The sequence below is a fragment of the uncultured Sphaerotilus sp. genome (genome assembly GCF_963924895.1).
GTDB lineage: Bacteria > Pseudomonadota > Gammaproteobacteria > Burkholderiales > Burkholderiaceae_C > Sphaerotilus.
The window spans coordinates 152,736-176,627 of the sequence record NZ_CAWURG010000014.1 but is presented as its reverse complement, the minus strand read 5'-3'; the positions used below and the strand labels follow the sequence as shown (position 1 = coordinate 176,627).

21 protein-coding genes and 1 pseudogene are annotated in these 23,892 nt (G+C 61.1%); 4 read left to right on the top strand and 18 right to left on the bottom strand.

Annotated features, from left to right (window positions below):
• Window positions 1-645, bottom strand: a pseudogene (locus AABN02_RS06025) (heme utilization protein); the annotation flags it as partial.
• On the opposite strand from AABN02_RS06025, the gene AABN02_RS06020 reads away from it, so the two are divergent.
• The 3 genes from AABN02_RS06020 (at window position 590) to epsE (ending at window position 3,134) form a co-directional block, all read left to right on the top strand.
• Complete coding sequence (locus AABN02_RS06020; RefSeq protein ID WP_338414017.1) at window positions 590-814, top strand: hypothetical protein; 225 nt, start codon at window positions 590-592, stop codon at window positions 812-814. The pseudogene AABN02_RS06025 and the gene AABN02_RS06020 overlap by 56 nt on opposite strands.
• Before the next feature lie 487 nt (window positions 815-1,301).
• Entirely contained in the window at window positions 1,302-2,285 is a 984-nt protein-coding gene (locus AABN02_RS06015; RefSeq protein WP_338414013.1) for an EpsD family peptidyl-prolyl cis-trans isomerase, read from the top strand.
• Between the two features lie 3 nt (window positions 2,286-2,288).
• On the top strand, window positions 2,289-3,134 hold the full coding sequence (gene epsE, locus AABN02_RS06010; protein ID WP_338414012.1) for a polysaccharide export protein EpsE: 846 nt from the start codon (window positions 2,289-2,291) through the stop codon (window positions 3,132-3,134).
• A 40-nt stretch (window positions 3,135-3,174) separates the two neighbouring features.
• Here the strand turns inward: epsE and AABN02_RS06005 are convergent.
• The 17 genes from AABN02_RS06005 to AABN02_RS05925 form a co-directional block, all read right to left on the bottom strand.
• Window positions 3,175-3,980 (bottom strand): IS5 family transposase gene (locus AABN02_RS06005; RefSeq protein WP_338414011.1). Its coding sequence is split into 2 segments (ribosomal slippage): window positions 3,175-3,650 and window positions 3,650-3,980, totalling 807 coding nucleotides; the frame shifts between segments, so codons are not numbered across the junction.
• Window positions 3,981-4,034: 54 nt separating this feature from the next.
• A complete protein-coding gene (locus tag AABN02_RS06000) occupies window positions 4,035-5,072 on the bottom strand; it encodes a right-handed parallel beta-helix repeat-containing protein (RefSeq protein ID WP_338414010.1) in 1,038 nt (345 codons plus the stop codon).
• Window positions 5,073-5,085: 13 nt separating this feature from the next.
• A complete protein-coding gene (locus AABN02_RS05995) occupies window positions 5,086-5,991 on the bottom strand; it encodes a glycosyltransferase family 2 protein (RefSeq protein WP_338414009.1) in 906 nt (301 codons plus the stop codon).
• An 11-nt stretch (window positions 5,992-6,002) separates the two neighbouring features.
• Window positions 6,003-7,151: a glycosyltransferase gene (locus AABN02_RS05990; RefSeq protein ID WP_338414008.1), complete on the bottom strand. Its 1,149-nt coding sequence runs from the start codon at window positions 7,149-7,151 to the stop codon at window positions 6,003-6,005.
• Between the two features lie 94 nt (window positions 7,152-7,245).
• Complete coding sequence (locus AABN02_RS05985; protein WP_338414007.1) at window positions 7,246-8,295, bottom strand: glycosyltransferase family 2 protein; 1,050 nt, start codon at window positions 8,293-8,295, stop codon at window positions 7,246-7,248.
• Entirely contained in the window at window positions 8,292-9,782 is a 1,491-nt protein-coding gene (locus tag AABN02_RS05980; RefSeq protein WP_338414006.1) for an O-antigen ligase family protein, read from the bottom strand. The genes AABN02_RS05985 and AABN02_RS05980 overlap by 4 nt, the downstream gene beginning before the upstream one ends.
• Before the next feature lie 32 nt (window positions 9,783-9,814).
• A complete protein-coding gene (locus AABN02_RS05975; protein WP_338414005.1) occupies window positions 9,815-11,005 on the bottom strand; it encodes a polysaccharide pyruvyl transferase family protein in 1,191 nt (396 codons plus the stop codon).
• Window positions 11,006-11,021: 16 nt separating this feature from the next.
• Window positions 11,022-12,236 carry a Coenzyme F420 hydrogenase/dehydrogenase, beta subunit C-terminal domain gene (locus AABN02_RS05970; RefSeq protein WP_338414004.1) on the bottom strand — a complete coding sequence of 405 codons (1,215 nt, stop codon included), beginning with the start codon at window positions 12,234-12,236 and terminating at the stop codon, window positions 11,022-11,024.
• A 55-nt stretch (window positions 12,237-12,291) separates the two neighbouring features.
• Window positions 12,292-13,593 carry an oligosaccharide flippase family protein gene (locus AABN02_RS05965; RefSeq protein ID WP_338414003.1) on the bottom strand — a complete coding sequence of 434 codons (1,302 nt, stop codon included), beginning with the start codon at window positions 13,591-13,593 and terminating at the stop codon, window positions 12,292-12,294.
• Between the two features lie 34 nt (window positions 13,594-13,627).
• A complete protein-coding gene (gene epsI / locus AABN02_RS05960; protein ID WP_338414002.1) occupies window positions 13,628-14,284 on the bottom strand; it encodes an exosortase-associated protein EpsI, B-type in 657 nt (218 codons plus the stop codon).
• A gap of 63 nt (window positions 14,285-14,347) precedes the next feature.
• Complete coding sequence (gene xrtB, locus AABN02_RS05955) at window positions 14,348-15,271, bottom strand: exosortase B (protein ID WP_338414001.1); 924 nt, start codon at window positions 15,269-15,271, stop codon at window positions 14,348-14,350.
• 22 nt (window positions 15,272-15,293) lie between these two features.
• On the bottom strand, window positions 15,294-16,151 hold the full coding sequence (locus tag AABN02_RS05950) for a polysaccharide biosynthesis tyrosine autokinase (protein WP_338414000.1): 858 nt from the start codon (window positions 16,149-16,151) through the stop codon (window positions 15,294-15,296).
• A gap of 113 nt (window positions 16,152-16,264) precedes the next feature.
• On the bottom strand, window positions 16,265-17,686 hold the full coding sequence (gene epsF / locus AABN02_RS05945; protein WP_338413999.1) for a chain length determinant protein EpsF: 1,422 nt from the start codon (window positions 17,684-17,686) through the stop codon (window positions 16,265-16,267).
• 227 nt (window positions 17,687-17,913) lie between these two features.
• Window positions 17,914-18,999 carry an NAD(P)-dependent oxidoreductase gene (locus tag AABN02_RS05940; protein ID WP_338413998.1) on the bottom strand — a complete coding sequence of 362 codons (1,086 nt, stop codon included), beginning with the start codon at window positions 18,997-18,999 and terminating at the stop codon, window positions 17,914-17,916.
• Window positions 19,000-19,133: 134 nt separating this feature from the next.
• The gene (locus AABN02_RS05935; protein ID WP_338413997.1) at window positions 19,134-20,210 is read right to left on the bottom strand and encodes a DegT/DnrJ/EryC1/StrS family aminotransferase; all 1,077 of its coding nucleotides are present in this window, start codon (window positions 20,208-20,210) and stop codon (window positions 19,134-19,136) included.
• Window positions 20,211-20,290: 80 nt separating this feature from the next.
• Window positions 20,291-21,100, bottom strand: a complete 810-nt coding sequence (locus tag AABN02_RS05930; RefSeq protein ID WP_338413996.1) for a WecB/TagA/CpsF family glycosyltransferase — start codon at window positions 21,098-21,100, stop codon at window positions 20,291-20,293.
• A 12-nt stretch (window positions 21,101-21,112) separates the two neighbouring features.
• Entirely contained in the window at window positions 21,113-21,736 is a 624-nt protein-coding gene (locus AABN02_RS05925; protein ID WP_338413995.1) for a WecB/TagA/CpsF family glycosyltransferase, read from the bottom strand.
• A 429-nt stretch (window positions 21,737-22,165) separates the two neighbouring features.
• On the opposite strand from AABN02_RS05925, the gene AABN02_RS05920 reads away from it, so the two are divergent.
• Window positions 22,166-23,872, top strand: coding sequence for a S8 family serine peptidase (locus tag AABN02_RS05920; protein ID WP_338413994.1), 1,707 nt, complete (start codon window positions 22,166-22,168; stop codon window positions 23,870-23,872).
• Window positions 23,873-23,892: the final 20 nt, after the last annotated feature.

Genomic DNA, 23,892 nt, shown 5'->3' with positions numbered 1-23,892 from the left:
CACGAGGTCCGCCGTCTCCAGCGCCGCCACCTGTGCCGTCGTCAGCGCCGCGATCTGCGTGCTGGTGAGTGCGCCCACCTGGGCCGTGTTCAGCGCCACGATGTCGGCGGTGTTCAGCGCCCGGATGGCCGCGGTGCCCAGCGCCACCAGGTCACGGGTCTCGAGTGCGAGGATCTGCGCGGTGCCGAGTGCGGCGATCTGCGTCGTCGTGAAGGCCGCCACCTGCGCGCTGGTCAGCGCGGCGATGTCGGCCGTCTCCAGTGCGCGGACCGCGGCGGTGCCGAGCGCGACGAGGTCCCGCGTCTCGATCACCCCGATCTGCGCCGTCGTCAGCGCGGCGATCTGCGCCGTGCCGAAGGCTGCCAGCTGGCTGCTGCCCAGCGCCACGAGGTCCGCCGTCTCCAGCGCCGCCACCTGTGCCGTCGTCAGCGCCGCGATCTGCGTGCTGGTGAGTGCGCCCACCTGGGCCGTGTTCAGCGCCTGAAGCTGTGCAGTAGACAAGGCCCGCAAACCCGTCGTGGTGAAGGCAGCAACGTTGCTGGTAGACAGAACCGCCAGGTCCGCTGTCTGCAGAGCTGCAATCTGACTGGTGGTCAGTGCAGCGATCTGGGCGGTGCTGGCACTCGCCCATTCAGCCGTTGACAACGCAGCGATCGTCGCGGCCGACAGCCCGGCAAATGTTGCTGTGGAAGTGATGGATGTGACGGTCGACATGGTGCGGAGCCTTGGTAAGTGTGCCGAGGTGGAAGCTGACGTCATGACCCACATCACCGCTTCCTCTAGTGCCGGTATCGACACCCCCCCCCGGAACTGAAGCCCCTGCGCAACCACTCCACCTGCCCCCGCCGGAACACAGCGGTGGGTCGTCGCCCTCTACCGCATGGACCGAAGGCGCACCCTACGAAAGAACAGGCCAAGCACAACAATTTTCATAATTTTCACTTGCGGATCACGAAATCTTCATTCAGAGAATTGGCTCGATCCGGAATCGAATACCAGAACAGATCTGGCCCGGCGTCCGTCAAACCCTCGTCCGATAGCAAAATATGTGAAACTTTTGCGCCATTCGGCAGTTAGCAGTCGATGGCTCACCGCCTGAAACTCAGTCGTGAACGCCTGCCGTGCAGACTTAACGTGACCACTGGGAATGAACACCGCCCCTGCGTTCCGGGGAAGCGATTCGCCTGTTTGAACCGCTAAACTGCGGCCGGATTTACCCGTTTATCACCTCTTTCATAGCGAGCGCCGACCGCATAGCAAATCGGTATCGGCCATCCGCTCGCCTTCGGAGTATGCAAGTCATGACCCTGTCCCTGTTCAGTCACACCGCCCGTATGCGCACCTCCCTTGTCCTGGGTGTGATCGCCACTGCGTCTCTGCTTGCTGCCTGCGGGGGCGGTGACGGTGACAAGAAGGGCTCCAGCCAGGTGGCTGCAAAGGTGAACTCCGGCGAGATCTCGGTTCACCAGGTCAACTTCGTCCTGCAACGCCAGCAGGGCCTCAAGCCCGAACAGGCACAAGCCGTCAGCCGTCGCGTGCTGGAAGGCCTCGTGGACCAGGAACTGGCGGTCCAGCAGGCCGTCGAGCAGAAGCTCGACCGTGATCCGCGCATCGTCTCCACCATCGAGGCCGCCCGCCGCGACATCCTGGCACGCGCCTATGCCGACCGCGTTGCCGATGCGGCAGCAGCCCCGACCGCCGAGGACATCAAGGCCTACTACGACAGCAAGCCTGCGCTGTTCTCCAAGCGCCGCATCTACGGCCTGCAGGAGTTCAACATCGAAGCCAACGCCGACCAGAAGGCCGCGCTGAAGACCAAGATTTCCTCGTTGCGCAGCGCAGAGGAACTCGCCGGCGCGCTCAAGGCCGCCAACATCCGCTTCGTGGCCCGCAGCGTCTCCCAGGCGCCGGAAAACATCCCGATGGGCTTCCTGGATGAATTGGCCAAGATCGGCGAGGGTCAATGGGTTGTCGTGGCGACCCCCACCGGTTTGAATGCTGCGCTGGTCGCATCTGCCAAATCTGCACCCGTCACCGAAGAAGCTGCCAAGAAAGCCATCGAGCAGTTCCTCCTGAGCGATCGCAAGCGCAAACTGGTCGCTGACAGCATCAAGCAGCTGCGCGGATCTGCCAAGATCGAGTACGTCGGCCAGTTTGCAACGGCTGCCTCGGCGGCTGGCGATGCCGCCGCCGAAGCACCCACCGTGGCTCCGACGCCTCCGGCCAGCGCTTCCGATGCGCTGGACGCCACCGCTCTCCAAAAAGGTCTTTCAGGTCTGAAATAACCCATGATGCTCACGACACACACCACCTCGTTCTCGTCCACACGTTTGTTCCAGCGTGTGCTGCTTGCTTTTCTGACTCTGCTGGCACCCGTTCTGTCCTGGGCGCAGGTGTCCGACGCCCAACGTGACTACGTGCTCGGCGCGGGCGACGTGATCCGCGTGAGCGTCTACCAGAATGCCGATCTGACCCTGGAGACCCGCGTGGCTGAGAGCGGCAGCATCAGCTTTCCGCTGCTGGGTCAGATCCGGCTGGGCGGCCTGACCGTCCCGAAGGCCGAGAAGGTCATCGCCGACGGCCTGCGCAATGGCAATTTCGTCCGCCAGCCGCAAGTGAGCATCCTCGTGACGCAGGTGCGTGGCAACCAGGCCTCCGTGCTTGGCGTGGTCAACCGCCCCGGCCGCTACCCGATCGAGCAGACCGGCATGCGCCTGAGCGAGCTGCTGGCCATGGCCGGTGGCATTGCCCAGGGCGGCAGCGATCTGGTGACGCTGATCGGTGTGCGCGACAGCCGTCCGCTGCGGGTCGTGATCGACCTTCCGAACCTGTTCACGGCGTCGGCCAAGACCAATGACCCGGTGATCGTCAACGGGGACACCGTCTACGTCGATCGCATGCCGATGGTCTACATCTACGGCGAAGTCCAGCGCCCGGGTGCCATGCGCCTCGAACGCGACATGACGGTCATCCAGGCCCTCGCCACGGGCGGCGGTCTGAACCAGCGCGGCACGGAAAAGGGCCTGCGCGTCCATCGCCGCAATGCCGACGGCAAGGTCGAGATCATGCAGCCCGGCATGAACGATCCCATGAAGGACGGCGACGTGATCTACGTGCGAGAGAGTCTGTTCTGAGTGGCCTGTGTCGACTTGCTGACAGCCAGTTTAAGAGCGGCTAACACAACCTGCGCAGAGTGCGCAGGCAGATGATGGAGCAGGCCAGGGACAAAAGCGCCACATGAGTCGTGATACTGCGCTCGAAGCGGACCCTGAGCCTGCCGAAGGCCGCCAGCCACGCATGCGTGCGTTCGACCACCCAGCGATGACGGCCAAGACGCTCCTTGCTCTCGATGCCCTTGCGGGCGATGCGCACCCGGATGCCCCGCTGCCGCAGATGCTGGCGGCAGCGTTTGCAGTCGTAGGCTTTGTCCGCATGGAGCTTGTCGGGCCAGCGCCTGGGCCTGCCGGACTTGCCCTTGATCGCTGGCAGCGCATCGATCATCTCCTCGAAGACCACCGAGTCATGCCGGTTCGCGCCCGTGACGCAGAACATCACCGGCGTGCCGTTGGCGTCGGTCAGCACATGGCGCTTGGAGCCGAGTTTGCCCCTGTCGGTCGGGTTCGGCCCGGTGTGCGGACCCCCCGGGGGCTGGCTACGCTGGAGCCATCGATGCACATGCGGCTGTAGTCCAGGGCGTCGTTGCGCCTGAGATGCTCCAGCAGCACCATGTGCAGCCCGTGCCACACGCCCGTCTCGTGCCACTGCTGCAACCTTCGCCAGCACGTCATCCCGCTGCCCCAGCCCAGCGCCTGCGGCAGCTCTTCCCATGGGATGCCTGTTCGCAGGACGAACACGATGCCGTTGAGCGCAAGTTCATCGTCAATGCGGGGTCGTCCCCCACGGGGATTGGCCGGCTTCGGGGCCGGCAGCAGCGGGCGTATGTGCGCCCACAGCTCCGCACTGATCTCTTGCTGTTTCATCCTCGTAGCATCGCGCAGTCTTGGGCGGGCGGGTGTTCGGTTTTGTTAGCCGCTCTAAGGCTTTGCGCAGGCCGGCGGCACCTCATCGAACAGGGCGGGGGACAGTGTGCTGTCGCCAAACTGGTTGTCCGCGTCGTCCACGTCTGCACAACGCTGCGGGCCGTGTCGGTAGCCTGGCACGGTATCACCATGCGGCTCGCCCCAGTTCCAAAGACGCGCAATCCCGCGATTGCCCGCTAGGCGTATAGATCCACACGGAGACAGCGCGCGCACGAAATACGCCAGATGAGTCAGGGTCTGGGCACTTTCACCTCGGTTATCGACTTTGTTGTCGAGCACCGTGATGTGGTGACCGCCAGCAACGCCGATGCCAGAATTGGCGACGCGGACCACAGTGTTGCCACGCACCACCTGCCAGCTCCCACCCTTGTCACCTATCGTGATCCCTCCGCCGGTCCGTGAACTTCCTCCGCGCATCCGGTTAAACTCGACTAGGATCGGATTGCCGGGGGTGCCGTGCGAGTTGTACAAGCTAATGTGATCTTCGTAGGCGGAAGGCCAGCCAGGAACGGACGCATCGGAGACATTGCAGCGGATGCGTGATGCACCCTGCCCACCTGCGACACCGTTGAACTGCACGGCTTGGCCACTCCAAAGTGGTCCGCGGATACCGAAAAAGCGGTTCCTCTCGATCGTCAGAGGATGTGCGGCTTGGTAGGCCTTAACCCCGGTCGAAACGCCGTGGATGACATTGCCCGACACCGTGATGTTGTGCGCCCCCTCTAGGATCAGCACACCATAGTCATTGACATGGTCCTGCCCGCATGGTCCGATCCGCGCGTTGCGGATCACCACATCCTGCACGCCTGCGCGGACCACGATGCACGGGCCCCGTGCAGTCCGGATCCAAACATTCTCGATGACTGTACCCGACATGGGCTCTAGCCGTCCGTGGATCTGCTTCTCGGGCAAACCAGTCTCCACGGCGGGCTGGGCCACCGCCACGCCTGCCCCCCAGTATGGCAAGGCCAGCAGCCACCATAGAGGCGACTCCTTGTGGAAAAACGTCATTGAGCACCGCATGACAGTCATGGCACACCAGGGATCAGGTTGACCGCAACCGGCGCTCCAGCAGGACATCGGCCAGTGTGGTCCGCGCGGTCGGTCGCACAGAATCCACCTTGACCCAGCGTTGCGCCTGGTTCGAGTAGGCGATGACCGGAGCCTGCTTCCAGCGCAGCATGCGCACCAGATGCCGCATTGCCTCGCCACGGCGATTGAGCATGCGCCAAGCTGCAGCCGCACACGGCAGCCCAGCAGTCACACGATCGACCTCGTCATCGTAATGGTAGCGCCCGACAGACGAACGCTGCTCACCTGGGCGCTGCCGAAAAGCGGCCAGAGGCGTTGCAACCGACACCAGATCGGCATGCTCCGCGAAACGCCGCCACAAATCGAAATCGGCGGCGTACTTCAACGACAGATCAAGCCCACCGACCCGTTCCCACAAGCTGCGTCGCCAGAACATACTCTCCTGTTGCAGGAAGCCAGACAGGGATTCGCGGTACCAACCGCTGGCAATGTCGCTGCGCGGATAGCCGGGCGCCTGGACCCCCGCCACACGGGTGCATTGCCCCTGACGATTCAGATAGGCCGGCGCTCCGATGATCCAGTCCACTTCAGGAAACTGGGCAAAGACCTCCCCGACAACTGCCAGGGTCCAGGGCAGATAGATGTCATCCGCATTCAGCCAAGCGCAGACTTCTCCGGAGGCCATCGACATTCCTTTCTGAATGGCGTGGTACTGGCCCTCATCACGCTCGCTGGAGAAATGAGACAAACCCGACGCATAACGCCGGATGATATCGAGCGTGCCGTCTTGGGACCCGCCATCCAGCAGCACGTAGTCGAGCGCGGGATAGTCCTGCTGGAGCACGGACCGCAGCGTGGCCTCGATGTAGGCATCGGCGTTGTAGCAGGTCGTGACCAGGGAAATTATCGGTAGCGTCATCCTCGTCCTCGTCAAGTTCGCGCCAGTGCCTGAACATGCACAGCATCCTGCATGCGTCCAATGTGCCGCCAGTCATACCGGCGCTCGGCCAGTGCGCGGGCTTGCAGGCTGATGGCGCGAAGGCGCCCGATATCGGTCAGCAGAGCATGCACGGCATCGGCAAAGGCTTGGTCGGTGTCGGCCAGTAGAGCATTGACGCCATCAAGCAGGTCAATCCCCTCGGCTCCAACGGAAGTCGATACCACCGGGATACCGAGCCCCATCGCCTCCAGAATTTTGAGCCGTGTACCCCCTCCCGAACGCAAGGGCACGATCGCGACCGTTGCCTCGCGGTAGAAGGGCACCACTTCGTCTACCTTGCCCGTGACAAACACGTGTCGGCCATCGTGCCGTGCCCGGAGTTGCGCCGAGGGCTGGCGGCCCACCATCCAGATTTTCAGGTCCGGTAGGCGCGTGCGCAGCAACGGCAGGATGGCATCGAGAAAATGGAGCGCGCCGTCATTGTTGGCCTCCGAGTCCATCGACGCGACGAACACCACCGCCTGGTGCCCGATCTCGGGCAACTGGTGCGCCAATGCCTCACAGTCCACGCCATTGGGGACCACGTCCACTGGCACCTCGGGCACATCACGGCGCAGGATCTGCGCATCGACATCCGACATCACCATCGCACGATGGAAACGGCGCACTGACGCCAACTCCCACCGACGGAACCGCACCTGATTGAGTTGGTGATACCACTTGCGCACCCCGAAAGGCGTATTGCGAATGATGCGTTCATTGCGCACGTAGTCAATGTTGTGCATTGTGACGACTCGCGCCGGATCATTCGAAAAGGTCAGGTGGTCGAGATAGATGGCGAGCGAGGAGTGTTCAATCTGAACCACATCGAAAGACCGGTCAGCAACCAGTCGACGCAAGGCGTCACGAATCGCAGGGAAGTAGACGGTGCACAATGAAATCGGATAGTGGGATAGTAAAAACGGTGCCACCCAGCGCAGACGCTCCAGGTGCCCGTTCGGCGGCGCGATGCGCACACCCACCACCTCGATACCCAGGGCGCGCAGAGACTGCAGCGCATCTTCCTCTTCCTGGTGCATGACCCGGCACACCAGCGTGACACGGTGGCTTAGAGACATCACCCGCAGCAGATGGAACACGCGGAGTTTTTCGCCGTCGTTGGCGGGAACAGGACACGTCCTGGCAATGAGCAATATATTCACGGAGACACCGATGGGAGAAAAACCAAAGCGCTCAGATGCGCACCGGACTGCAGGAAATCATCGCCACACTCCAGGCAATGCGCCACCGTCCCTTGACCAGCGCTACCAGTGCATCCCGCAGGACATGGCGGCGCGCCCTCCCGAGTTGGGCAGGATAGAACCGCTTGATGAATCGCAAGCGGTTGCGAGCCAGCAACCGGGAGGACAACACGGAGCGGGAATTGGTTCCCGCAGACGCCCCCTCCTTGTGAAAGACCATGCTGTCCTTGGCCAGCGCCATGCTGAAGGCGGGTGTGGAACGCCGTGCACGCTCGGCCCAGTCGATTTCCTCGTAATAGAGGAAGTAATCTTCCTGCATCAGTCCGACCGTCTCCAGAAACTCGCGCGTTACCAGCAGCGACGCCCCTGTGATGTAGGCCAGTTCCCGCTCGGTCTGCTGCTGGATCGAAGCATCGAGTTCCGCAAAACGTGTACCTTCTCCAACGTGCATGGTCGCCGTGCGCTGCAGGTCTAACCGTCCGCCGCCAAGGGCCTGGACCACTTCAGGTCGGTGGTAGTAACGCAAGACCGAACCAACCATGCCAACACCTGGGCGAGTTCGTGCTTCGTTCACAAGCATCTGCAAAGCTTGTGGTGCCACCACGGTGTCATTGTTGAGCAGCCACACAGACCGGGCTGCGGGCTGCGTCAGAATGAAACGCAATCCCACGTTGCAACCGCCAGCGAAGCCGAGATTGGCCCCTGTCGGCAGCAGGAACAGATCGGCATCAGGCTGGTCACAGTCGAAACCGCCTCCATCCACGAGACGCACCTCGGCAAGGCGCAGTGCGGAAGCCACGGGCGAGGCCGCGTGAGAAACAGTCTCACCCATCCCGGCACCAGTCTCCACCGCCCACCAGGCGGGAAGCCTGCTGATCTCGTCACCGCGGGCCCAAGCGCGGATGTGGTCGAGCGAGCCGTCGTGGGAATGGTTGTCGCAGACCACGATTTTCGGCTTCTCGCCGACGAGACGCACGAGACTTTCCAGACACTCGCAGGTGTCACGCCAGCCGTTCCAGTTCAGAAGAAGGACGTAGTTCATCGAGCACTGACGGGATGGATTCCAGAACGCGAGACATTTTTTGCGCGTAGGTCGGACATAACACCAGACGCGGCCAGCTTGTCCAGACGGCTCGCGACGGCCAGAATTCCGATCATCAGTGCAAAATAGGTGACTCCAGCTGGCGCAAGCCATTCAGGCTGTGTCATGGATGTGATCAACGGAACCGTGAAGCTTGCAACAACGGTCGCTGCAAGCCGCTTGCATCCCGGATGCACTGCACGATGGGAAAGATCCCATCCCATGTAAAGCGTCTGAGCACCAATCCACAACACGGCCAGCAATCCCAACAATCCCATCTTCAACCAGACGCCAAGAAAGGAGTTATGTATGTAGCGCATCAGTCCAAAATCGGCATCAGTTCCATTTAATCGTTCTAATGGCTTGTAAGCCACACCAAACCCGATGCCGATCACCGGACTGCGGGACAGACTGACCCACGCATAATTTGCCTCATTCAGGCGCCAGCCCAGTGATGAATTGGGATCCCCTTCCTTGGTGGTACTGATTACGCGGTCGATTGCGACTTCGATGATGCGCGGCTTGACAGTCGCCAGCGCGCCAACAGTCGAAACAGACAACACCACTGTCAATACCGACACGGTAAAGACTCCCTTGCCGCGAAAGGTCATCCAGCCGAGCAAGATCGCACCCATGAGCATTGAGATCCAGATTCCCCGACCAAAACTCACGACGATGGCACCGGCCATCACCAGCACAAGCGGGACGACAATCCAGCGCGAAATAGACCGGAAGGCAGCACCGACCGTCGCGATGAACACCGAAAAGATGATCCAGTATATGGCTCCACCTGCTGTGCTGCGCGTGACATCCGAGTAGGATTCCGTCAGCGTATTAAGATTTTCAACACGGGCCGTGCTCAGTATTTTTATGTTGAAGAAAAACTGCAGCAAAACGGCCACGGAGATCAGGAAGGAAACAATCAATATTCCGACAATAAATCTCTTCAGCGCTTTGGCATCCTGTATTAGCACAACCGACATCGGGGCCAACAGCCAATACCCTTGGATACGGACCTCCTGCAGCAGGTCTCGCATCTGGGCGCCTGAATAAACCAGCCCCACCACACTACCGATAAAGGCACACAGCAAGATCGCATAAACAGGCTGCAACCACCGGACCGACAACAAGCCGCGCTCCCGAACACGAAAAGCCCCGATCACCGTCAACAAAACCATGACAATCTCATGCGCCTGCAATTTACCCGGCCCGGCGCTGATGGAGGGAGTCATGGCTTCCGGAAGCAATCCAGACACAAGCACGACAACTAGCACCAGACCCATTTCCGGAAATAGTGCCGACACCAACAGGCCGATCGGCAGGATCAGCAGAGCAACCACAAACCACCACGGCAGCACAACAGCCATCAACCCGAACAGGACGGACACCACCACCGCTACACTGTTCAGGAGCAGCGATCGGCCATCCGGTCTGCGGAATGCGATCATGAATATCTCCAGGTCATTGGTCTCGACTCAACTCAGGAAGCAAAATTCCTGCAAAAAACATCCTGCAGGGTTTGCACATAGCGGTTCAATCGCTGTTGAGCCAACTGATTGCCACGGTCAATGTCACCCTGCACCTGCGCACGCCGCGAAAACACATCCATGATCGTTCCGAACGCATCTTCTGTCGTACTGGACCGACCATCCACCACATGTTCATACCCCAGAGACGAAAACAATCCGTTGAATTTTCGACTGTACGCGACGGGCACCACGGGAACGCCACTCGAAAAAGCAGCAATGCATGCATGCATACGCGCTCCCGTCATGAAATCCAGCGTCGAAATGAAGCTCTTAGCCTGCCCTGGAGAGGTGAAGTCAGGCGCCCTACGAACCTCTGGAAACTCTTTGGCAAGTACTTCGATGGCAACCCGATCGTCATCGCGCGGCAGTTGATCGGGCACGACATGTGCAATCAACCAGACCCGATAGCGGGCATCCAGCGACCATGCAGCCAGCAACTTCCTCACCAGCGAAGGATAATCAATCGTCAAGCCAAACTGATTTTTTCCTGTATAACCACCAGAAAAAAGCAGCCCAGACACGTTCAGTCCAATATTGATTCGGCCGAGCTCCGGGGCAACTCCCCTAGAGTAGGGCAAGGAAAATGCAACATCAATGACTTCCTCGACATTATCGAGCAGTCCAAGTGACCGCATATACTCGGCAGAAAGTCCATCGCGTACAAACACCTTCTCACACCGCTTCATCACTGAACGGGCGATCCATCTGGAATACCAATGATCAAACGGGCCGATGGTCTGCGGACTCAACACCAGTCGCCTGCCCTGCCCCAAGACGATGAGCTTGCTGGCGATCAAGAATATAAACCGCTGCAATCCGTAGATATCGGTAAAGCTGTCGCCCTCGCCAATATCAAGCACAACATCGCACTCGGATATCTTGGCCGGGTAATCAGAACGCCCCAGCACCAGTTGCTTGAGCGACAAGCGCGCCGCGATGCTGATCTCGGCTCCTTCAGGAACGTAGGACAGGCGCCCCTCGGTCCCGAAAATCACAAACTTTATCTCGCAGTCAATGGCATGTGCCGCACGGCGACACAGCGCGATCTGCGACTCAGTCAACGCACCGACGCCAAGGTTATCCGATGAAACGGAATGCCAAATGAGCCCGACCGTCAGCAACTTGCGCACAGATTTCCCCATTTATTTGTGTTGTTCATCATTCACCTTTTGCCCGGCGAAAAGTCCCTGCCGCACTACGCAGAAATTCGCCGATCGATGCCTGCCTGGCCGCGGCCACAAGCCGCAGACCTCGTGTCACGGGAGCGTGTCCCTGCGCGGCCCGCGCAGCCAGCAAACGCCCAAGCACCATGCGCTTGCGTTCAACTTGATACGGTTGCATGGCCGCCACCTCACCCAGATCCAGCACTTCGGTGCACACATCTCCAGCCGCAACCGCATCGGCAAGCAATTGTGCACCGCGAGGTGTGCGGACCAGAATCAGACTTCGACCATCGCGCTCCGTGAAATCAGGATAGCCATCCTTACCATACCAAGCATCGGCACACACCACGTCAGCAAATTCCCCGGTCCCATCCGGACAGATCTTGCAGCGAAACTGGAGATGCCGATTCAGGATGGTCCCCCATGATTTGTTGTAATCCATCTCGAATGCCTCTCCGGCATGGGTCACCGCGCGCGCCTTGCCTGGCCATCCATCCCCTCGGTAGCGAAAACTCGCCACCTGTTCAGGCACCACACCCATGGCGGCCAGCAATGCCTGCGTACCGAGGCCGCTCGGCGTACCTGCGCACATGAAGGACAGCAGAAAAGGCACTTGGCGTCCGACCCGAGCGTCGATACGGCCTAGTGCGCGCAATGCCGCCACCTCACAGGGTTTGCCGACAAAGGCAAACGTCTGCCCTCCCGACAGCATTTCCTCAACCCTTGAAAGTGCCGACGCAGGCCCATACCTAGAACCGGCGGCCCGCAGAACATCGTTTCGGCCGCGGGAAAACTGGACTTCGTTGCCGGTGGGGTTGGAAGAAGACGCCGCATTCTGGGATACCCCATCGACCTGGCCAGTGCGCAACAGGAATTGGGCAAGAGCGGTGATCACCCCCCCTGATGAGCCCTGGCGTCGTACCACAGGGTCAGCGGCATAGCCTGTGTAGCAGCCCAGCACACTTCCCCAGATCGGATCGACTTGCTCAGGTTGGGTCGGCACATCATGCACGAGGGAGACCCCGGGACATGTGGCATAGAACCGCTGCAACTCGTCTGCTGACAAGGGCTGCACCACGGCAGGTCGCCACTGCAAACTAGCCGATGGCACCATCCGGATCTTCGATGGCGCAACCACAGATGCACACAAGCCGCATCCAGAACACGATCCACTACTGACCACTTTCTCGACCACCAATCTCTTCTTCATGTTTCGGCTCCCCACCCCAACTTTTCTTGGCAAACTTGTCCAAGCACTCACCGACTCACCGCGCGAGCAAGAAACCCTGCGGCAACATCATCACCAGTGCAACGACTACCACCACTGCCCCCCCTCCAGCCTGCCCGACGCCACTACAACCAATGATCCGCCCGGCATAAGCTATCCACAAGACGGTATTCCCGATCACCAAGGCCATCAACCAGCCCTTGGCCGCAAATGCTGGCACCAAAGCTGCTGCCAGCACAAGAACCAGAATCCAGTGCCCAACAGACGCTGCAGCACGAAACGTTTGCTGCCCCCGGGATGTCAGCGTGATACCCCATGCCGCCGCAGCGAAACGCACCTGGAACAACAACCCGAACCACGGCATCAGCCTGACCAACTCCTGATACTGCGGACCGAATGCCAGCCCAACCAGCACAGATGCCCCCAGAGAAAAGGCCAAACCCACCACGGCCCCTACCAGCACAAAGGTCAGTTGCAATCGGAATGACTCAGCATGCAAGTCCGCTGTCCGATGGATCGCCGCCGATGCGACCCGTGGCAGAAAAACATTAGCCAAGATTGGGCCAATCTGGGCTGCGGCCATGAACAACCTCATCCCCGCTTGATGCACACCCACAGCCACGGCCCCGAGATAATGATTCAAGACAATGCCGTCAACCTGACCGAACATCGCGGTCATTGCGTAATCTGTCGCATAGGCCCTGCATGAGCGAAGGCGGGTCCACGCCGATCTGGCCCCGGTCCAGGAAGCATGCATACCCGTGGCCGACAGCACCCGCCGACACCGTACAGCCATGACTAGACGTGACAGGAGGTATGCCAATGCCACTGCATCGACGGAAGCGGTCGCCCAAGCCGTCAGACCGACCGGAAGACTGTATAGCCACGCAGTCTCCACACCCAACCGGGCATCCTCGCCATAGTGACCGCGAGCGCGCAGGGCCGATATGTAGAATTCCGAGAAACCTTCGGCCAGCATAGCCAGCAGCAGCAAGCCGAACAGCGTTCGGGACAGGATAGCCGGAAGCATCAACAGCGCAGCCAAGAAAAGCGGCGTGGAAAGCCCGACAGCGAGCCACCGCGCAGACATGGCATCGGACACCACCACATCGGCATCGCCAGATGCCTGTGCAACTGTGCGCAGCACGTAGGTGGACAAACCAAAATTCGCCGGCACCACCAGCAAGGTAGCCAGCGTCAGCGCAAACATCAATGCACCAAATTCACCAGGCCCGAGACACCGAGCGGTCACGCCGATCGAGACAAACGAAGAAAAGAGCCGTGCCCCACTCCCCAATCCAGTCAAGGCCAGGCTCCTGGTGACAGACAGCGACTTCACGCGTCCAGTCCTGAAGCCGCACGATGGTCACCCTTCACTGGGCAAGACCAGCCAACCGAAGACGCTCGGCTTGTCCGACGTGGGACAGCAGCGAGCGTGCGAACTGCTCGTGTAAATCGAACGCCTTGGCGCTGTCGCGGTCAATACTCGACAAGCGAAACAGCAGACCATCGGCGACAAGCCCCTTCATCGCATAGCGAATGTCAAGCATCTTCTTCTCGACCCCCCCAGACACCGCAAAATCTCCCAGGGTGGTCCAATAAGTCACCGGCTCGTAACGCTGCTGACTCAGCACCGTTTCCAGACGACGCACCGGGATCACACCGTTGGGTGTGTTCAATTGAGTCTTGACATTGGTGCGGACCTGAAAGCCCTGGGCCGGATAACAGATTTCAGGTTTGTGCACTTGAAAATCATCGCTCTGGTTCTTTCCGTATGCGATGGACAAGATCACCCGCTGGCCTTTGGAATTTTCGTAGATGCGCGAGACAGTTTCCGAATAGAACCGATTAATGAAGTCTTCTGCCTGCGGATTGACGATACCCCCGCTATTCGGCACGACACGCCAGTCGTCGAAGTTAATCGGAATCAGAGGCTCTATTTTCAGTTGTTGCCGCGTGTCGGCCAGCATGCGTGTCGGTTTAGCCACCGACGCCAGCACTGCCGTGGCTGTCATGATGACGGCTATCATCACGGCCGTCCTAATTGATACATTGGGCTTCACCGCATTCCTTCGCGACATTTTTTGTATTACTCATGCTTTGACAGAATTTATCCCAACCCGATCCGACCAGAAACGCACGGCGGTGCGAATCAGTGTGTCGGAGAGAATGATCAGCATCAAAGCAGCCATGAACAGCACCATGCCGGCGAAACCATGCAGAAAACCCTGCCCCGCCTCATCACCCAGGTAATAAGTCACCAGCGTGAGCACGATCACCCGGATGACATTGGCTGTGAAACTGATGGGAACGATCAACACAGCCAGCACTGCATTGCGCGCTACCGACTCATGCCGAATCAGGTTCAAATACAGCAAACCGAGGGCTTCCAGCGTGAATAGCGTGTGCAGGCCGGCACAGGCATCAGCCACCAGCAATTGGTACTGCCCAATCTGCAGAATGACACCGCTGCGGCTGATTGGATATCCGCCCGCATAAAGCAATGCTTCTGCAGCATAGGAAACAGCCATTTTCATCGGCTGCGTCATGGCATCGACGATGACACTGGGCAGTGGAATCATGAAGACCATGAAGAAGAGGGGGAACCACAACACCCTCACAGCCGCGGCCCCTTTGAGCAAGAGAACCACTGCGCAGATGACGACAATGAGCGTACCGGCTTCGAACAGCAGGATGTCCTGTGAGCGTCCGAGTGCATACAGCACCATCGCCAAGGCAAACACACCCCAACCCCAAGCGAGCGAAGGCTGAATCGGCAAAGTCGCAACTTCTGGCACCTTGCGCCACAACAACCAGAGCGAGATAGCCAGTACGATGGGCCCGTGCCCTTGGCTGTCAGTCGCCCACAAGCCATGAAACAGCCCCCAGAAAGTAGGACCGAACATCGCCGCGACCCCGACCAACACAATCAGCCAAGGATGAATATGTCGGTTGACCAGAATGGTCTTCAGCGATGTAAGGGACATTGATGCAGAATGAGTCACGACAGAGCGCATGGGGGATCGAGTCCGATCAGGATCAGTATTGATTGAAGACCACACCGACCATGTTCGATGCCACGCCACTGGCGGCATCGACCAGTTCTGTCAGCTTGTTCGTCCGCGTGCGATCCTTTCTGGCAACCGTGAGGGCAGCGCCGCACTTGGCCACGACCACACACGCATCGCTACCCAGGCTGCTGGCTGCAGTGTCCACCACCACATGATCGAAACGTCGAAGCAATTCCGTCATCAGCAAGCGGAACGCAGGTCGCTCAAGGAGTTCCAGAGGATTTGGTGGTGTGACACCGACCGGCATCACATACAGGCTCGGAATATCCGTCACCTGATAGATGACATTATCTTCCTGGCGACCACTTAGAATTCCGCTCAATCCAGATGTATTGGAAACACCAAACAGTTCATGCAGCCGCGGATTACGTAAATTGGCGTCGACCACCAAGGTCCGACCACCCATCTGCGCAAGCACGATTCCCAGATTGGCGACGAAAAAAGTTTTTCCATCGCCACTTTCCGAACTGATCACCGCCAATGCACGCTTGGGTTCTCTTGCATTGAAAACTCGATTGATAAGTTGACTGCGGATTGCCCGAAATGCTTCAGCCTGCGACCCGAATGGCTGGGATGCAGTCACCAGTTCCGGGTGGACATAGTGCTCAACCGGCGTGTAAGGATAATGGAATTGCTGACTGAGCGCAAAGACCACGTCCTCACCGGACACCAGCCCGAGCGCCACGGCCGCTTCGCCAAAGCGAACCCCCTTCTGGCGCTGATAGTCCAGGATGGAATCAATCTGCTCGGCCGATAGATTGTGAATATCACGAATAATGTCCCCGATGCTCCGGTCTTGCACTTCCGACATTGCCTCCTCGGCCATGTGGTGCACCTTGGATGGATATTGCGTGGAGTTCTGTGGTCGCTGGGGATTTATCATAATAGGAGTGAGTCAAAATTTCGGCCAAAAGGCGAATTTTTTAAATCAATCATCTGTCAAGTACTGGACTTGACTTGCGGAACATCCGTACCAGATAGAGTAAGCCTTGCCTGACCCCGCGTCAGCGGTCGACCCTTAGGGCGCGGCAGCACGCCCAGCACGGGCATGCCGAACTGACCGGAAATATCCTCTAGCGTCCGGACACGACGATCCATCATCTCGCGGATCACAGCAAAACCAATGGCCAATCCAGAACCAAGAAACAGACTCAGCAGGATATTGAGCATCAAACGTGGCCCAGAAGGCTCCACCGGCTCGGTCGCGGGTGTCAGCAAAGCGATATTGGTCTGGGTATTCTGGCTTTCCATGTCGGTCTGGGTCATCCGCTGAACGATTTGATCGTAGTTGCGCTGCAGGCTTTCAACCTCGCGCATGCGGACCATCAACTCCTGACGCACATCCTTCAGACGCAGCACCTTGGTTCGTTGGGTGTCCAAGGCAGCACGGACTTCGCTTTCCCGGCGCTGCATGATCTGGCTGTTGGAGTCAACACCCCCGGCCACACGCTGGCTTTCCACATCAATGCGAACCCGAAGTTCTTCGAGGTTGGCCCTCAGTTCAATCACTTGCGGATGAGCATCACCCAAGCGTGCCTTCAATTCGCGCAGACGCGCCTCCTGACGCGACATGTCAGCTCTCAGGCCCGACACCAGTCCGTTGGCAATGACCTCCTGCGACCGGTCTGCGGACCTACCTGCTTGGCGCGAACGGCTCTCGGCATCAACTGAAAGTGCCTGCAAAGCGACCAGTTGGGAACTCAACTCATTGAGGCGCATGGTTTCGAGATCGAATCGCTCATCCTGACCGGTGAGCCCGTTTTGCGCCTGAAAGGCGGCCAGCTTTACTTGCGCTGCTTCCAGTTCCTGACGCAACTTGCGAGACCGATCTTCAAAGAATGTCGAATACTGCTTTGCCGGCGATGCACGCAGACCGACACTCGTTTCGATATATGCCTGTACAAAGGCATTGGCAAGCACGGACGAGAACTTGGGGTCCGCGTTTCGATACGACACCTCGATCACCGTGCTCTCGCGCGCAGGTTTCACGTTGAGATTCTTGAGTAGCAACTCAGCCACCCATACTTCGAAAATACCACGTCCATCTGTTTTTTCGCGCCATTCGGACAGCAACTGGGCATTATTGGCAATACCCAGATTTTGAACAACGCGTTGCGCGACGCGTGTACTGGTCAAAATATCCACCTGGGTGGCCATGTACGCTGGCGCGGCCATTCCATTCATCATGACACCCGTCATCGGATCTGGCGAGCGTGCGTCGATCATCACCGTGGCTGTGGCTGTGTAGCTTTTCGGCAGCATCAGACTCACTGCTGTCGTGACCCCCACGGTCATGCACAGGACCATAGAGACCGCCATCCAGCGCGCATGGAGAATTGACAGAAACTGTGAAAATTTCATGATTTTTGGCGAGTCCGGCAATCTCTCGAAAAACAAGAGGTTTCCATGCCATCTTAGCTGGATTGGTCCATGCCAGAGCGCGTCGTCCGCAGGGCAGGCGTATTGCCAGCACTTGACGCCAAGTTGCGCCGGTAAGTCTGCACAGTTGCGGTGGCGACTGCGCAGCCAAGGAACCAACGTGAACCATTCAAACTTGACACCCCGCGGGCAAGGCCGGAAACCTGCACTCAGCCTGACAGCGTCAGCCCCGCCCAGGACTTGCGCAACCGACTGGCACCACGCTCGTAGTCGGTGGTGTACTCTAGGGCTGCGCGCTCCTCACGACCCTGCGCGAGGATCTCGCGAACCCAGCGCATCGCCAGCGCCTCTGGCAGCTCGCTGGCCGTCCCGGGGCCCAGGGTATCGACCAGTTCCTGCACAGCCTCACTCAGTCCTACCTGGGGCGCATAGCCCAGCAGATCCTGCGCCTTCCGGTAGGTCGGGCGGTGGTGGTGGAGGTCCCTCCCCCCGCCATGCAGATTGATCTGGATCTGGCCACCCAGCACCATCCGGATCACCTCAGCCACCTGCGCAGCACTCACGTTGTGGTGGCTGATGTTGAAGATCTGCCGGCTGACCACGCCTGTGGGCGCCATCAGCACCGCCATGAGGCCATTGACGGCATCCGACAGATGCACATGTCCGCGGAACTGCATGCCCTGGTTGTCGAGCGTGATCTGATGCAGGCGCAGCGCGCTGAGGACCATGGCGTGGACCATGAGGTCGAGCCGCATGCGCGAACCGTGTCCGTGGACCAGCCCGAGACGCACGACCGATGGTGCAAATCCAGGCATCGCCAGGGGCAGGATGGCCGCTTCGGCCATCAGGCAGTGCTGGGCCTGGTGGGTCAGCGGACGCACCGGACAGGTTTCGGTCGACTCCTGGGCGCTGGTGAACCCGTAGACACTGCAGTGGCTGACGAGCAGGTAGCGGGGTATGCCGCAGCTGCGCGCCAGCTGCGCCAGGCGGACCTGCGCGCGGTGGTTGACCGCAGCGGCACCGGCCGGGTCCGACTCCGCCGCCAGCTCGCTGGACAGCCCGGCCAGATCAACCACCGCCTGCATGCCGGTGAGGTGGCCACGGTGCAGCGCGCGGGTGTCCATGTGGCGGATCTGCAGCCGCGCATGGTGGCGCAGGTCCGCCAGCCCCTGCTCGCCGAAGATCATGCTGTCTACCGCAGTGACGGCATGCCCCCGCGCCAGCAGCGCACGGACCAGCGCAGACCCGATGTAGCCAGCGGCGCCGGTGACCAGAATGTGCTGAGGGCGGACCATGGTGTGAGAGCGGCTTGGAGAGAAGTGGTGCGGTGCCTCGGTGCACCACTTCAGGACTGTGCCGCGTTCACCACGGAATGCGGACCACTCGAATACGGGTTGTTTCCAAATACCTGCACAAGATGAGAACTAAGTCAACTGACTGAAGACTTGCGCGACAAGGTGTTGCGAATCACGTCAATCACGTGGTGCACATCGCTGTCCTGGAGCCCCTGGTGGATCGGCAGGCACAGCCCTTCCCCGTACAGCGTGTCGCAAATCGGCAAATCGACCGGGTCGATCAGCCCCGCGAGACACGGCTGGCGGTGCAGGGGGTAGAACATCGAACGGGTCTGGACACCCGCCGACTCCAGCGCCTCCCGAAGCTCGGGCATGCGTGGACACAGGATCGGAAACCGGAACGGAATGAATTCCGAATTCGGATCGACCTTCATGAAGCGCAGTTGCGCCAGTCCGGTGAGGCCTTCCTGGAACAGGTTGTAGCGGCGCATGCGATCCGACTTCACCTGCGGCAGGCGCGCCATCTGCGCCTGCCCGACCGCGCACTGCATGTCCGTCACCCGGAAATTCAGGCCCAGGGTTTCGTGGATGAACGAGCCGCTCGACTCGCGTCCCTGGTTGCGCAGCAGGCTGATGCGCCGGGCCAGACGCTGCTCCCTGGACAGCACGGCCGCGCCCTCGCCCATCGTGATCGTCTTGTCGGCAAAAAACGAGATCACGCCGACATCGCCAAACGTACCCGCGTGCTGACCGCGGTAGCGCACGCCACAGGCCTGCGCAGCGTCTTCGATGACCGCCAGACCGTGGCGCTTGCCCACCTGCGCGATCTCGGCGGCATACGCAGCCTGGCCATAGATGTGCACGGGCATCAGCGCCGAAGTCCGGGGCGTGATGGCGCGCTCGAAGGCTTCGGGACGCGCCGTGAAGGTGTGCGGGTCCACATCGATCAGGACAGGCTTGAGACCCGCGAACACCGCCGCGCTGGCCGACGCCATGAAGGTGAACCCCGGGATGATGATTTCGCTACCCCGCGGCAGATCCAGCGCCAGCAGGGCGAGGAACAGGCCGAGCGTGCCATTGGGCGCCAGGGCAATGTGGTTGGCGCCCGTGAGCTGGCTCAGGCTCTGCCGGAAGGCGGCTGCGGCCGGGCCCTCGGTCAACCAGTTCCGTTCGATGCAGCCGTTGAGTGCTTCAAGCTCGGAACGTCCCAACCAAGGCTCAACTTGCTGAATACGATGGAACTGCATGCTTTTAACCCCTTTTTTGCCGACGTTAAGTGTCAGCGCAGAGCTTAATCGCCGCGTGTCCGATTCCGTGCATGGTGTACCAAAGCGTGCCGTGCAAACTGCCCTATCGCACCCACCACGAACAGGGTGTTGTTGACCAGGTAGCGCTGCCAGAGGCGACCGGGCTCTTGCGAGAGTCGGAAAAGCCATTCCAGGCCATGCTCGCGCATCCAGACCGGCGCGCGCGCCACGGTGCCTGCATGGAAATCGATCCCCGCACCGATGCCCAGCATGACCGCCTGGACGCGCCCGCGGTGTTCGAACATCCAGCGGTCTTCCTTGGGGCAGCCCAGGCCGGTCATCACCAGATGCGCACCGGAAGCATTGATGCGCTCGACATCCGCGGCATCCTCGACCGCATCGAGGGGACGAAACGGTGGGGAATGCAGCCCCACGATCTTCAGGCGGGGATAGGACTTGCGCAACGCAGCCGCCAGCGCATCCAGCGTGCGGTCGGTCGTTCCATAGACATAGACACCCAGGCCGCGGTCCTCGGCCGCCACGAGCAGCCGCTCCATCAGATCCGGCCCGTTGATGCGCTGCTGGGCGGGATGGCCGACCCGGCGGAGCATCCAGGCCACGGGCCAGCCGTCCGGCGTCACCATGTCCGCGTCGGCGATGTGCCGCCCATGCTTCGGATCCCGGCTGGCCCGCACGATCGAGTGGGCATCGCAGATCGACACATAGCGCGATTCCCGCCGCTCGGCCCAGTCGCAGATGCGTGCCACCGCGCAGGACCAGTCCAGTACATCGACCGGCACACCCAGCACGGGGTGCTGCGTCCGTTCAGAACCCGGGAATTCCAGCGTTTGCACGGGGCAGCATCCTCATCGACCCAGCAGCTGCTTCATGACCTGCAGCACGAACTTGGTGTTGGTGACCATGTAGCGCCGACCCAGTCGACGCGGCTCGGACCAGAACCGGTGCAACCATTCCAGACCATGCCGCTGCATCCACATGGGCGCACGCTGCAGGGTCCCGGCGTGGTAATCGAAGGCCGCACCGACACCCACCATGACGGCGTTGATGCGGCCGCGGTGCACCGCCATCCAGCGCTCCTGCTTCGGACAGCCCAGGCTGACCCAGACCGTGCCCGCCCCGGAGGCATTGATGCGCTGCACGATCTCGGCGTCTTCCTCGGGCGTCAGGGCGCGAAACGGCGGTGAGTAGCAGCCGGCGATCTGGAGGGTGGGGAACGCCTTGTGCAAACGCTTCTGCAGGGTCTCCAGCGTTTCCGGCGTGTTGCCGTACAGGAAGATGCGCTCGTCACGCCGGGCCGCCTGCGCGCAATACCGGAACATCAGGTCGGGCCCGTTGATGCGCATCTGGTCCCGGTACCCGAGCCGACGCATCATCCAGGCGACCGGGGCGCCATCCGGCGTGGCCATGTCCGCTTGCTGGATGACGTCGTGGAAGTCGGGATCCTGCCGTGCGGTGATCACCGAATGCACGTTGCAGATGCAGACATAACGGCTCTCCCGGCGATCCGCCCACCCGGTGATCACGGCACAGGTCTCGTCCCAGGAGATGGCATCAATGGGTGCCCCGATGACACTGACCAACGTGCGCCTGCCTGCCGGAGGCAGCAGCTCTGCTGGCGGTGGTATGCGGGAGACGTCGGACCTATGGAGCATGTTCTGGGAATAGTGAGGGCTTGAATGGTAAGCGGGCCTGTCGGTCGAAACGCCCGGCACCTGAGCGACCTTGCGTGCGCCGCACGATATGTACGCGCACGAATTCACACATGCAGGGGGCAGCGCATCGAAATGAAAAGGCGGGGATTCACTTTCTTTTGCAGCGATCGACAACACGAAGGACCCAAGGGACCCCATCGCTGACCATACCGGCCATGCCCGGCCCAACCACCGGACTTTTTGACCATGCACCTTGCGCACAAGCTCCCCCAGCGGGCGATGACCACGACCCTGGCCATCCTGCTCATGGCGTGCGGCGGTGGGGATGCTGGCGACCACCCGGAGTCGGCCAGTGCGGCGGCCGTCGAGCTGGATCCCCTCGACGACACGGAGCGCGCGGCCAGAGCGGCCCTGAGTCCGGAAACGGCCCCCGACAGCGAACACTTCATCGTCACGCTCAACGCCGCATCCGTCGCGGAAAATGAACGACTGACCGCCAGGACGCTGGGCGCCGGAGCGCCGATGGCGCTGGCAGAACGGGCCGTGCAGACCGTCACGGCCCGGCTGCTGGGCAGCTCCGGCCACGCGCGGGCACACCATCTGTATGCCCATGTGCTGCAGGGATTCGCGGTCCATGTGCCGCAATCCGAGGCCGCCGACTTCGTCCAGCGCCTCCGGGAGGACCCGGCCGTCCTGCGCATCGAACACGACCGAGTCGCCTCCATCGGCACGGAACCAACCGTCACCGCGACCCCGCCGACCGCCCCGGTGGTCGTCCGCGCGCTCGAGAGCCGGGTCTGGGGACTGGACCGCATCGACCAGCCGAAGCTGCCACTGAACAGCGAGTTCCGAAGCAGCCTGGACGGCAGCGGCGTGCACGTCTACATCGTCGACACGGGGATCAGCCCCCACGATGAATTCGGCCGCCGACTCTCGGATACCGGCTTCAACACGCTGCTGGACGGGCGCGGAACGACCGACTGCAACGGACACGGCACCCACGTCGCCGGCACGGCGGCCGGTTCGATGTCCGGGGTCGCGACCGGTGCCACGCTGGTGCCAGTCCGGGTGATGGACTGTACCGGCCGAGGCAGCCTGAGCGACATCCTTCAGGGCCTCGACTGGATCGCAGCCCACGGCCAGCGACCGGGCGTCGTCAACCTCAGCCTCGGCAGCCTCGGCAGCAGCGCGCTCGACGAAGGTGTCACCCGCCTCGTGAACGCGGGCTTCACCGTTTCAGTGTCCGCGGGCAACAGCAATGCCGATGCCTGCAACCAGTCTCCGGCCCGCGCGCCGTCGGCGCTGACCGTGGCGTCCAGCACGCCCACCGACGCGCGCTCCGGCTTCTCGAACTTCGGGCGCTGCGTCGACCTGTTCGCCCCGGGCACCAACATCAGCTCGGCGGCAGCGTCCGATCCGCATGGGTGGAGGATCCTCAGCGGCACCTCGATGGCCTCGCCACACGTCGCGGGTGCCGCAGCGCTGCTGCTGCAGGAACGCCCGAAGCTGACCCCCGCCCAGGTCGCCTCGCAGATGCTTTACCAGGCCACCACCTCGCGCATCACGGATGCCAAGGGCGCGCCCAACAAGCTGCTGTTCACCGGGCCCGGCAAACAGCTCTACTTCCCGACACCCTGGGACGTGCACATCGAGCAGTTGACCCCCCTCGGCAAGACCGTGACCCGCCTCGGCTGGCAGGCCAGCGTCACCGTCACCGTGCAGAACGAGGAAGGCAAGCCGCAGAAGGACGTGCGGGTCTCCGGGCAGTTCTCGAACAGGTCCAACCTGATGACCTGCCTGACCACGGCGGCGGGCACCTGCGTGATGCGGAGCGCCAATCTGCCCGTGGCCACCCCCGATGTGGCCTTCGCCGTGACCCAGCTCAGCGGCACGGCCATGACCTACAAGGCGGCCGACAACCGGCTCCACTACACGCTCGTCACCCGGCCATGACCCGCCGCTGCGCCGGGCCC

What these genes read in the sequence shown, in the direction of transcription:
- AABN02_RS06015 (WP_338414013.1), top strand. Translation starts at nt 1,302, where the DNA reads ATGACCCTGTCCCTGTTCAGTCACACCGCCCGTATGCGCACCTCCCTT.
- epsE (WP_338414012.1), top strand. Translation starts at nt 2,289, where the DNA reads ATGATGCTCACGACACACACCACCTCGTTCTCGTCCACACGTTTGTTC.
- AABN02_RS06000 (WP_338414010.1), bottom strand. Translation starts at nt 5,072, where the DNA reads ATGACTGTCATGCGGTGCTCAATGACGTTTTTCCACAAGGAGTCGCCT.
- AABN02_RS05995 (WP_338414009.1), bottom strand. Translation starts at nt 5,991, where the DNA reads ATGACGCTACCGATAATTTCCCTGGTCACGACCTGCTACAACGCCGAT.
- AABN02_RS05985 (WP_338414007.1), bottom strand. Translation starts at nt 8,295, where the DNA reads ATGAACTACGTCCTTCTTCTGAACTGGAACGGCTGGCGTGACACCTGC.
- AABN02_RS05980 (WP_338414006.1), bottom strand. Translation starts at nt 9,782, where the DNA reads ATGATCGCATTCCGCAGACCGGATGGCCGATCGCTGCTCCTGAACAGT.
- AABN02_RS05975 (WP_338414005.1), bottom strand. Translation starts at nt 11,005, where the DNA reads ATGGGGAAATCTGTGCGCAAGTTGCTGACGGTCGGGCTCATTTGGCAT.
- AABN02_RS05970 (WP_338414004.1), bottom strand. Translation starts at nt 12,236, where the DNA reads ATGAAGAAGAGATTGGTGGTCGAGAAAGTGGTCAGTAGTGGATCGTGT.
- epsI (WP_338414002.1), bottom strand. Translation starts at nt 14,284, where the DNA reads ATGATAGCCGTCATCATGACAGCCACGGCAGTGCTGGCGTCGGTGGCT.
- xrtB (WP_338414001.1), bottom strand. Translation starts at nt 15,271, where the DNA reads ATGCGCTCTGTCGTGACTCATTCTGCATCAATGTCCCTTACATCGCTG.
- AABN02_RS05950 (WP_338414000.1), bottom strand. Translation starts at nt 16,151, where the DNA reads ATGGCCGAGGAGGCAATGTCGGAAGTGCAAGACCGGAGCATCGGGGAC.
- epsF (WP_338413999.1), bottom strand. Translation starts at nt 17,686, where the DNA reads ATGAAATTTTCACAGTTTCTGTCAATTCTCCATGCGCGCTGGATGGCG.
- AABN02_RS05940 (WP_338413998.1), bottom strand. Translation starts at nt 18,999, where the DNA reads ATGGTCCGCCCTCAGCACATTCTGGTCACCGGCGCCGCTGGCTACATC.
- AABN02_RS05920 (WP_338413994.1), top strand. Translation starts at nt 22,166, where the DNA reads ATGCACCTTGCGCACAAGCTCCCCCAGCGGGCGATGACCACGACCCTG.